The organism is Mycobacterium sp. 852014-52450_SCH5900713, assembly GCF_001667075.1.
GTDB lineage: Bacteria > Actinomycetota > Actinomycetes > Mycobacteriales > Mycobacteriaceae > Mycobacterium.
Map to the genome: position 1 here is coordinate 1 of NZ_LZIL01000076.1, position 9980 is coordinate 9980.

The following is a 9980-nucleotide window of genomic DNA, read 5'->3' on the forward strand; positions in this document are numbered from 1 at the left end:
CCGCCCCGACCCCCCCCCCCCCCCGGCTGCTGACCCTGAGCGGCGTGAGCGGAGTGCTGGCGCAGATGCGGACGCAGTTCGGCGACACCCTGGGCTATCAGCTGAACATCTACCAAACCCAGGTGGTCGTCATGCGTCCGGACACGGCGAACCCCCGGAAGGTGGTGAGCTGGCTGTATCGCGACGGCAACTGGGCCAGCGGCGGCCCCGAGAACGCGGTGTCATCCCGCTTGGTGGTCGGTGACCTCAGCAAGTTCGACGTGCAGGCGGTCGTCGACGTCGTGCAGCAGGCGCCCCAGACCCTACAGATCTACGACGCCAACCGGATCTTCCTGGGGATCGAATCGCGCAAGGACGGTGGCCTGCACCTGCAGATCAACGCCAGCGACGGCGCCCTCAGCGGCACCATCGTGGTGGCCGCGGACGGCACCGTCACCCAGATCTCTCCCCCAACGCGCTGAGCGACCACAGCCCGCCGGTCCGGTCCCGCCGTCAAGTACCGGTGCCGAAGAACGTTCGCAGTGACTCGGCGACGACCGCGGGGCTGCCGCCTTGGTCCTGGGGGGCGCCGTGGTTGAGTCCGGGTAACTCGACGCGGGTCGCGCGCGGCAGCACCGTCTGCAAGGCGTCCAGGGTGCCGGTGAAAAGTGTTGGGGCGCCGGTGCCACACAGCAGCAAGACCTCGGCGGTCACGTTTTTGTAGTCGTCGATGGTGCCCTCGGTGGCCTCGACCATTTCCAATTCCCGTTTCCACGCGACAATCAAGTCACGCAGGGCGGCATCGTCATCCTTGACCCGGCGCGCGTCCGCCCATAACAACACGCGACAGATGTTCGGCTGCGTCATCACCCGGCCCAGCACACGGTACGGCGCTGAAACCGCCTGTGCCCGTGGGTCTGAGCCTTGGGCGTCTCTGGCCAGGCTTGCCATCGCTGCGCCGATGTCGTTGCTGGCCACCAGGCGTTGCCCACGGGTGATTATTCCTCTGAACTCGTCAAGACCCGGTTGGCCGACGAACAGGACCGGCTCGAAGACGGCGACCTTGCGGATCGCCGGTATCGCCATGGATGCATGTAGGGCGAACAAGCCGCCATCAGCGACTCCGAAGACATACCGGGCGCCGGTGCCGGTGACAATGGCGTCGAGGTCTTCGTCCTCGCTGGCGATGCTGTAGTTGGGACCATAGGGCCCACTCATCCCCCGACCGCGTCGATCCGGCAGGTAGACGGTGAACCGGTCGGCTAATGCGGCGCCCAGCTTCAAGTAGTGCTGGGAGGCCAGTGCGCCGCCGTGCAGGATCACCAACCCGGGGCCGTCGCCAAGCCGGCGAAAGCCGATCGTCGTGCCGTCTTTGGACGTCACCGCGCCCTTTGAATACTTCGGTTTCGCCGTGCTCAACGAGACCAGTCCTTTCCATTCAACCGCGTCGGTAATTGCGCGGCAGTGCCGCTACCATCGCCTTGACCTGCTCAGGGGTGAGTACGGCGACGCTGCCGTCGGGTAGTCGCAGGACACGGTCGATCGCAAGGCCGTGCAGCCTTGACCTCATCGTCAGAACCTCGATCGCTCGATCTCTGGCCGACTCATCGCAAGCATCGGCTACCTGCACGACGTTGGAGTTGAGCCGGGCGGCGAGGCCCTGCACCATATCGGCAACGCCTTCGGGATCGAATGTGTCGAAGACGCCCTCCTGCACACCGTCGGAAATCAGTTTCGTCAGTAGTGGCCGGACCAAACCCTCTCCGGCAGCGACGATTCGCCCGTACAGATGCGCATTCTCGGGCCGCAGCAACGAAACCATCGCGGCCAGCCGTTCGGGAAGCTCCAACTCCATCTTGACGTCAAAACCCGACTGCAATAGGGCGTTCAACCGATCCAACGCGTTACCACCGCATCGGCCGACCGCGTCTTCGACCGATGCGTACTGATCGCGCGCGCTGCGCTCGGCCAGCGCGGTTATCAGGGCCTCTTTTGACGGAAACCAATGGTAGAAGGCACCTTTGGAAACCCCCGCGTCGGCAATCAGGTCATTCAGGCTGACATTGTCGTAGCCGCGCTGGACAAACATCGCCGATGCTCGCTCCAACAGCTCGGCCCGGCGAATGTCGGGGTGCTTCACTACCCGTGGCATGCGGACCATCCCGCCACCAAGGCAGGAGCCCCGTCGAGGGAGCCCGGCTCCCACAGCCCCCGGCGAGTCCGCACACTCGGCTCCTCGACCATCAGACAGACGTTAACCGACCGATGGTCGGTATACAAGACCACCGGTCGGATGCGGGCCGTCGACCTTGATGCGGACCTCCCGCTGCACCCCGGCCGAATAACGAAGGGACTTGTGCACATCAATATCCGAACATGCTGCGCCACCGTGATTTTGGCCAATCGCGGCTGCAGTGGCGCCGCTGCGGCTTTCGATTGACCACCCGCCCGCGCGGACACATCCGCGCGAGCATGTTGTACTTTTCCTGCGGTGCGGCCAATGGGCGCTCACCGCCATGGTCCTTCGATGGGAGTCAGCAGTGACCGGCGCGCAGGACCCGCGGGTAGGGACGATGTTCGGGCCCTACCGGCTCACGCGGCTGCTCGGTCGCGGTGGAATGGGCGAGGTCTACGAAGCCGAACACACCGTCAAACAGTGGACCGTCGCGCTGAAACTGATGTCGCACACCTTCAGCCAGGATCCCGTGTTCCGCAAGCGAATGGAACGCGAGGCCCTCATCACCGGCCGGCTGTTGGAACCCCACGTGGTCCCGATACACGACTACGGCGAAATCGACGGGCAGCTGTATCTCGAGATGCGGCTCATCGAGGGCGTCGACCTGGGCAGCATGCTCGAACGGGCCGGGCCACTGCCGGCACCGCGGGCGGTGGCCATCATCCGGCAGATCGCGTCGGCCCTGGACGCCGCCCATGCGGCCGGGGTGACCCACCGTGACGTCAAACCGCAGAACATCCTGATCACCGGCGACGACTTCGCTTATCTCGTCGACTTCGGGATCGCCAGCGCCAAGACCGACGAAAAGCTCACCCAACTGGGCACCGCGGTCGGCACGTTGAAGTACATGGCGCCCGAACGGTTTTCGAGTGAAGACGTGACGCCGCGCGCCGACGTCTACGCGCTGGCCTGCGTGCTCTACGAATGCCTGACCGCGACCCCGCCATATCGCGCCGACAGCACCGGGATGCTGATCAGCGCCCACATGATGCAGCCCATCCCCAAACCCAGCGAGCAGGGCGCCGGGGTGAGCCCGGCCTTCGACGCCGTGATCGCGGGCGGCATGGCCAAGAACCCGATCGAGCGCTACCCCACCGCCGGCGCCCTGGCCGAGGCCGCGCGGCTGGCGCTCAGCAGCCCCGAGCGCGAACGCGCGGACACGATCCTGCGCCAGAGCGAAATCCTCTCCCCCGCATCGGATTCCGAGCGGCCAGGCACATCGGCTAAGCGCAATCGCTGGCCGATCGTGGCCGCCGCCGCGGTGGTCGTCGTCGCCGTCTGCGCCGTCGGGCTCTGGCTCATCCTGAAACCCGCCGGCCAGCGGCACGCCAAGGCGACCGTCGCGAAGACCCCGCCGCCGTCGAGCGCCGCCCCCAATGACGACCAGGCCCGGCTGATCAGCCTGCTCCCGCCCGGCTACCTGGCCGGCACGTGCACGCCGGCGACCCCGGAGTCGGGCAGCATCTGGGTGCACGCGGTCGCGATGGTCACCTGCGGGCAGAACACCCAGCCCGGCGGTCCCAGCCACGCCACCTACGGGCTGTTCGCGACGCCCGACCCGTTGAAGCGGGCCTTCGAGAACGACATCGCCAACGTCAGCCTGGTGAACTGTCCCGGCGAGGGACGCTCACCGGTCAGCTGGCATTACGACCAGACCCCGAACGACATGGCCGGGCTGATCGCGTGCGGCACCTACAACAACCACCCGAACGTGATCTGGACCAACGACGCGAAACTGATGCTCAGCGACGTGTCCGGGGACCCGGCCACCGTTGAAGACCTGCACACCTGGTGGGACGCCTACGGTTGATCCCGCCGATCGGCGTCGGCGTCGGCGACGGTCAGGGGCAAGGCCAGCTCTTCGAGCGGGCGGCGTTCTGCCGCGATCCCGAGCCGCAATTCGACCAGCCCCGCGATCGCCATGACGGCGGCGCCGGTCAAGAACGACCAGACCACCTGACCGCGTTCCCCGGAACTGATCAGCTGCCCGAACAGCAACGGGCCGGTGATGCCGCCGATCGCGGTCCCCACCGCGTAGAAGAACGCAATCGCCAGCGCCCTGGTCTCCATCGGGAAGATCTCGCTGACCGTCAGATAGGCGGCGCTCGCGCCCGCGGAGGCGAGGAAGAACGCGACCGCGAGGACGCCGATGAACGCCCAGACCCCGCCGGTCTGGGTCACGAACAGGACCGCCAGGGCGGCGGCGACGACCGCGGACCCGATGTAGGTGGCCGTGATCATCGGCTTGCGCCCGATGGTGTCGAAGAGGTGGCCGAGCGCGAGCGGCCCGACGAAATTGCTGAGCGCCCAGAGGATGAAGAACAGCGGCACCTTCCCGGACGGCACTCCATAGAACCCGCTCAAGAGCGTGCCCAGATTGAACGTCACCCCGTTGTACAGGAACGCCTGCCCGGTGAACAGCGCCAGCCCCAGGATGGCGCGTTGCGGATAGAGCTTGAACGCCACCCGGGCGATTTCGCGGAACGAAATCGTCTCGCGCTGGCGGATTTTGAGCTCACGCCCGTGCGGCTCGGGCAGCGGCTCGCCGGTTTCCTGCCGCACCGCTTCCTCGATCTCGCCGACGATCCGCTCGGCCTCCTGGTCGCGGCCATGAATGAACAACCACCGCGGACTCTCCGGGACGTTGCGCCGGACGAGAAGGACGAAGATGCCGAAGATGGCGCCAATGCCGAAGGCGAGCCGCCAGCCGATGTTGGGCGCGAAGTTCGAGGTGTCGAGCAGGACGAGCGCACCGGCGGCCCCCGCGGCCGAGCCGAGCCAGTACGTGCCGTTGATGATCAGGTCGACGCGCCCGCGCAGGCGTGCGGGGATCAATTCGTCGATGGCCGAATTGATCGCGGCGTACTCGCCGCCGATGCCGGCGCCGGTGAAGAAGCGCGCGGCGAAGAAATACCAAGGGGCGAAAGCGAATGCGGTCGCGACTGTGGCCACCAGATAGACCGCCAGGGTCAGCATGAACAGATTGCGGCGCCCGAAGCGGTCCGTCAGGTGACCGAAGAACAGCGCGCCCAGGCAGGCACCGGCGATGTAGAACGCGGCGGCCAGGCCGATCTGCGCCGCGTTCAGGTCGATGCCGCTGCCCTTTTCGGTGAGGCGAGCGGACACGTTGCCCACCATCGTGACCTCGAGCCCGTCGAGGATCCACACCCCGCCGAGCCCGATGACGACGCGCCAGTGGAATCGGGACCACGGCAGCCTGTCCAGCCGCGCCGGCACGCGGGTCGTGATGGTTCCGGTTTGCACGCTTTCGCTCATCTGGCTCCTATCTGAGGTGATTGGAGAATTACCCAAGCGAGGCGCACAGCAAGCCTCAGCCGCGTTCGGCGCGCGACTCCTCTGGAGTCCAGGCTTGCGGCTGGCCCGGGTGGCCGGGGAACAGGAAGTCGATGAACGCCGCGGCCGTGGGCTGTGGTTCGTGGTTGGCCAGCCCTGGTCGTTCGTTGGCCTCGATGAAGGCGTACTCGGCGCCGGTGACGTCGGGCACCAGCAGGTCGATGCCCGTCACCGGGATGCCGATCGCCTCGGCCGCCGTCACCGCGACCCGGCACAGTTCCGCGTTCACCACCGCGGTGACGTCGTGGATCGTCCCGCCCTGGTGCAGGTTGGCGGTGCGCCGGACGCGAAGGCGGGTGCCCTGGGGCAGCACGTCGTCCAGCGTCCAGCCCGCCTCGGCGACCGTCGCCTCGGTGAGGTCGTCGAGCGGGATGCGGGACTCGCCACCGGTGGCCGCGGAGCGCCGCCGGCTTTCGGCGGCGATCAGGTCGCGAATGGTGTGCTCGCCGGTGCCGATGATCTCGGGCGGCATCCGCAGCGCGGCGGCCACCACCCGGCCGTCGATCACCACCAGCCGAAGGTCATCGCCCTGCACGCGCTGCTCGATCAGCACGTCGGGGTATTGCTGACAGGCGCGGGCCAGGGCGGCGGCCAGCTCCTCGGGGCCGTTGTCGGCGGTCACGCCGACCGTGATGCCCTTCCCCTGTTCGCCGCGGGTGGGTTTGACGACGACCTCCCCGACCTCGGTGAGGAAGTTGTAGTCGCCTTCGTCGAAGGTGGCCAGCCGGGCGCGGGGCACGGTGATGCCCGCCTCGGAGACGAGCCGGCGCGTCAGCCGTTTGTCGTCGCAGCGGCACATGGCGACCGCCGAGGTGTATTCGGACAGCGACTCCCGGGTGACCACGCTGCGGCCGCCGTGGGTGAGGCGCATCTCGCCGGTCTCGGCGTCGAGCACCTCCACCCAGATGCCGCGGCGCAGCGCCTCGTCGGCGATGATCCGGGCGTAGGGGTTGAGGTCGTCGACCGTCTCTGGCGGCGGGCTGAAAAGTGGCTCGTTGATGGCGTTCTTGCGCTTGATCGCCAGCACGGGCACGCGGCGGAAGCCCAGCTTCTCGTACAGGCCGATGGCGGCGGCGTTGTCGTGCGCGACCGACAGGTCCAAGTAGGCGCGGCCCGCGTTGCGGAAGCGCTCCGCGAGCGCCCGCGTGAGGGCGGCGCCGATCCCGGGGAGCCCGGCGGCCGGGTCGACGGCCAGCGTCCACAGGCTCGACCCCTGTTCGGGGTCGGAGAACAGCAGCTCGTGATCGACGCCGGTCACGGTGCCCACCACCGCGCCGTCTTCGTCGCGCACCGCCAGCAGGTAGGTCACCGCGGGCACATTCAGGTGGTTGCTCCAGATGACGTCGACCCCGGCCGGGACCATTCCGCAGCGCACGTAGACGCGGTTCATGGCGTCGGCGTCGACCGGATCGTTCAGCGTGCGCACGGTGACGCCCAGCGGCGCGGGCGACAGGTCTTCGGGCTTGGCATCGGTGAAGCGCAGCCGATAGGTGTGGCTGGGATCGATGAAGAGTTCGGTCGGCGCTTCGGCGACCACCACGTGGGATTCGCGTGCGTAGATGCAGATGTCGCGGCGGCCGGGTCCCTCCCGGCGCAGCGCCTCGACGAGCTGGTGGGAGTCGGCGAAGGTCTGGCCGAATATCAGCCGGCCCCAGCCCAATTCGAGCTCGACATCCTTGGCCATCGCCTCCACCAGCTCCGGCGGCGAGGCGTCGTGGAGGCCCATCGTGATCGCCTCGGTGTGGTCGCCGGGGGGATCGGTCACGGTCATGCCACCGGGCCCGTGATGCCGTGCCGCTGCAGCCAGAGCTCGAGCAGGGCGAGCTGCCAGAGTTCGTTGCCGCGCAACGGCGTCAGCTTGCCGTTGGGGTCGGCCAGCAGGGCGTCGACCGCCTCCGTGCGAAACAGGCCGCGCTCCTTGGCAACTGGCGCATAGAGTGCATCGCGCACCATGTCGAGGTAGGGCCCTTCGAGGTGGGTCAGCGCGGGGACCGGGAAGTATCCCTTGGGGCGGTCGATGACGTCCGACGGAATCACCCGTCGCGCAGCCTGTTTGAGCACGCCCTTGCCTTCGTGGGCGATCTTCAGTTCCGGGGGGCAGGTCGCCGCCAGCTCGACGAGCTCGTGGTCGAGGAAAGGCACCCGGCCCTCCAGGCCCCACGCCATGGTCATGTTGTCGACCCGTTTCACCGGGTCGTCCACCAGCATCACGGTGGTGTCGAGCCGCAGCGCGCGATCGACGCCTGTCTCGGCGCCGGCGCGCGCGAAGTGCTCGGTGACGAAGCGCTCACTCGGGTCACCCGGGGCCATGATGCCCGGCCCGAGCAGGCCTGCCAGTTCCGCCGAATCGCGGTCGAAGAAGGCGCCGCGGTACTCGGCGACCGCGCCCTCCAATGAGGCGGCGGCCGGCGAGCCCATCGGCGGGTACCAGTGATAGCCGGCGAACACCTCGTCGGCGCCCTGGCCCGACTGCACGACCTTCACGTGGCGCGCCACTTCCTGGCTGAGCAAGTAGAAGGCTACACAGTCGTGGCTGACCATCGGCTCGCTCATCGCGCCGATCGCCCCGTCGAGCGCGGGCAGCATCCGGTCGGTTTCGATGCGGATCTGATGGTGGTCGGTTTCGAAGCGGCGGGCGATGATGTCTGACCACCGGAACTCGTCGCCCGCCACGCCACCGGCCGACTCGAAGCCGATGGAGAAGGTCATCAGGCCGTGCTGGCCCGCCTCCGCGAGCAGGCCGACGATCAGGCTCGAGTCGACACCGCCGGACAACAGGCAGCCGACCGCCACGTCGGCGACCAGCCGGCGTTTGACCGCGACGCGAAGCGCGTCCAGCACCGCGTCTTCCCAGTCGGTTTCCGACCAGCCGGCGCGGTCGTCGTGCCGGGTGAAGTCGGGGGTCCAGTACGTGGTGATGGTGCGCCGGCCGTCGGGCTCGATGGCGACAAGCGAAGCGGGCGGCACCTTGCGGACGCCCCGCAGGATGGTCAGGGGCGCGGGGACCACCGAGTGAAACGTCATGTAGTGGTGCAACGCGATCGGGTCGATGCGGGTGTCCACCCCGCCGCCGGCCAGCAACGCGGGCAGGGCCGAGGCGAACCGGACGCGGTGGCTGTCCTCGGTCAGGTAGAGCGGTTTGATCCCCAGCCGGTCGCGACCGAGCAGCACCCGGCCGCTGTCGCGTTCGACGATCGCGAAGGCGAACATGCCGTGCAGGTGGCTGACGAAGTCATCGCCCCAGTGGTGGTAGCCCTTGATCAGGACTTCGGTGTCACTGTGCGAGAAGAACCGGTAGCCGTGTCCGGTGAGTTCGTGGCGCAGCTCTTTGTAGTTGTAGATGCAGCCGTTGAAGGCGATGGCCAGACCCAGTTCCGGGTCCACCATCGGCTGGGCGCCGGCCTCGCTCAGGTCGATGATCTTGAGGCGACGATGACCGAGCGCGACACGGCCCTGTGACCAGGCGCCGGAAGCGTCGGGACCCCGTCGCGCCATCACGGCGGCCATTGCTGACACCGCTGCTACATCGGGGACCTGCCCGTCGAGCCGTACCTCCCCGGTGACTCCGCACACTCCTTGAACCATACCGAAGGGGGTTCCGGCGCACCCGTACGGCCACTGTGAAATGGGTCGGCGCGCAGCTCGCACCGGCTTCCGGGGGCCGACGGCGGCAAATCGGGCGCGGATTATCGGTGGGAGGGCCGGAGTTTGCCCGCGCCGGCCGCCGCGACGGTTAAATCTTGGTTTCGCTCCGCTCTCGCCGGTGGCCGCCCCGCGCGAGGTGCGCCTCGCCGCTGCGCCGGCGCGCGGATCGTGCGCGCCGGGGGTGGCGAATGGAAATGCCCGCCGCACAGGGATTTTGATACCCGCGTGGCGCTGTGCCGCGCGGCGTGCTGGGGCACGAGCCGCCAATCGCCCGGGAAAACGGGGCCGATCTCTGTGAGGTGGCGCGGTTGAAGCCGCCGGGAAAAATGCGTCGATTCTGGCTAATGTTCAGCCACCGTTAAGGCGTAGAGCCCAGATGCCACATCGAGGAACATCGTGACCCGAACAATTGCGCGCCTTGGGAACTGGTCGGCAATAGTCGCGCTCGCGGGCGGCGCCGCGGTGTTTTTCGCGACGCCGGCGTCGGCCGATCAAAAAGACGATTCGTTCATCTCGGAGATTCAGCGCAACGGGATTGTCTTTACCGACCGCGGAGCGGCAATCGCCGCGGGACATAACATGTGCGCCGGACTCGATTCGGGGAAGACGCCAACCTCGTTGGTGCTGAACGTGGTACGGGCCACCGACCTGTCGGCGCACGAGGCCGGCTATCTTCTCGGCGCCTCAGTCGCGTCCTATTGCCCCCAACACAGAGGCGCTATCGGCACCCCGGTCTCCTGAGGGTCTCCTGAGGGTCTCCTGACCA

At 67.8% G+C, this 9980-nt stretch carries 7 protein-coding genes and 1 pseudogene; 3 read left to right on the plus strand and 5 right to left on the minus strand.

Annotation, left to right across the window (positions count from 1 at the left end; translation table 11 throughout):
* Positions 1-461, plus strand: a pseudogene (locus tag A5773_RS22775) (hypothetical protein); the annotation flags it as partial.
* A 31-nt stretch (positions 462-492) separates the two neighbouring features.
* Here the strand turns inward: A5773_RS22775 and A5773_RS22780 are convergent.
* Together A5773_RS22780 and A5773_RS22785 are read right to left on the minus strand one after the other, a co-directional pair.
* The gene (locus tag A5773_RS22780) at positions 493-1398 is read right to left on the minus strand and encodes an alpha/beta fold hydrolase (RefSeq protein WP_066953628.1); all 906 of its coding nucleotides are present in this window, start codon (positions 1396-1398) and stop codon (positions 493-495) included.
* 19 nt (positions 1399-1417) lie between these two features.
* On the minus strand, positions 1418-2131 hold the full coding sequence (locus A5773_RS22785; protein WP_066953929.1) for a TetR/AcrR family transcriptional regulator: 714 nt from the start codon (positions 2129-2131) through the stop codon (positions 1418-1420).
* A gap of 421 nt (positions 2132-2552) precedes the next feature.
* Between A5773_RS22785 and A5773_RS26615 the strand changes: the two genes are divergently transcribed.
* Positions 2553-4025 carry a serine/threonine-protein kinase gene (locus A5773_RS26615; RefSeq protein ID WP_304441460.1) on the plus strand — a complete coding sequence of 491 codons (1473 nt, stop codon included), beginning with the start codon at positions 2553-2555 and terminating at the stop codon, positions 4023-4025.
* Here A5773_RS26615 and A5773_RS22795 read toward each other — a convergent pair.
* The 3 genes from A5773_RS22795 to A5773_RS22805 are packed head-to-tail and all read right to left on the minus strand — an operon-like array spanning position 4016 to position 9142.
* Positions 4016-5491 carry an MFS transporter gene (locus tag A5773_RS22795; RefSeq protein WP_067792762.1) on the minus strand — a complete coding sequence of 492 codons (1476 nt, stop codon included), beginning with the start codon at positions 5489-5491 and terminating at the stop codon, positions 4016-4018. The genes A5773_RS26615 and A5773_RS22795 overlap by 10 nt on opposite strands.
* A 55-nt stretch (positions 5492-5546) precedes the next feature.
* Complete coding sequence (gene ngg, locus A5773_RS22800) at positions 5547-7340, minus strand: N-acetylglutaminylglutamine synthetase (protein ID WP_067792765.1); 1794 nt, start codon at positions 7338-7340, stop codon at positions 5547-5549.
* Positions 7337-9142, minus strand: a complete 1806-nt coding sequence (locus A5773_RS22805) for an N-acetylglutaminylglutamine amidotransferase (RefSeq protein ID WP_067262151.1) — start codon at positions 9140-9142, stop codon at positions 7337-7339. The genes ngg and A5773_RS22805 overlap by 4 nt, the downstream gene beginning before the upstream one ends.
* A gap of 468 nt (positions 9143-9610) precedes the next feature.
* On the opposite strand from A5773_RS22805, the gene A5773_RS22810 reads away from it, so the two are divergent.
* A complete protein-coding gene (locus tag A5773_RS22810; protein ID WP_082948352.1) occupies positions 9611-9955 on the plus strand; it encodes a DUF732 domain-containing protein in 345 nt (114 codons plus the stop codon).
* Positions 9956-9980: the final 25 nt, after the last annotated feature.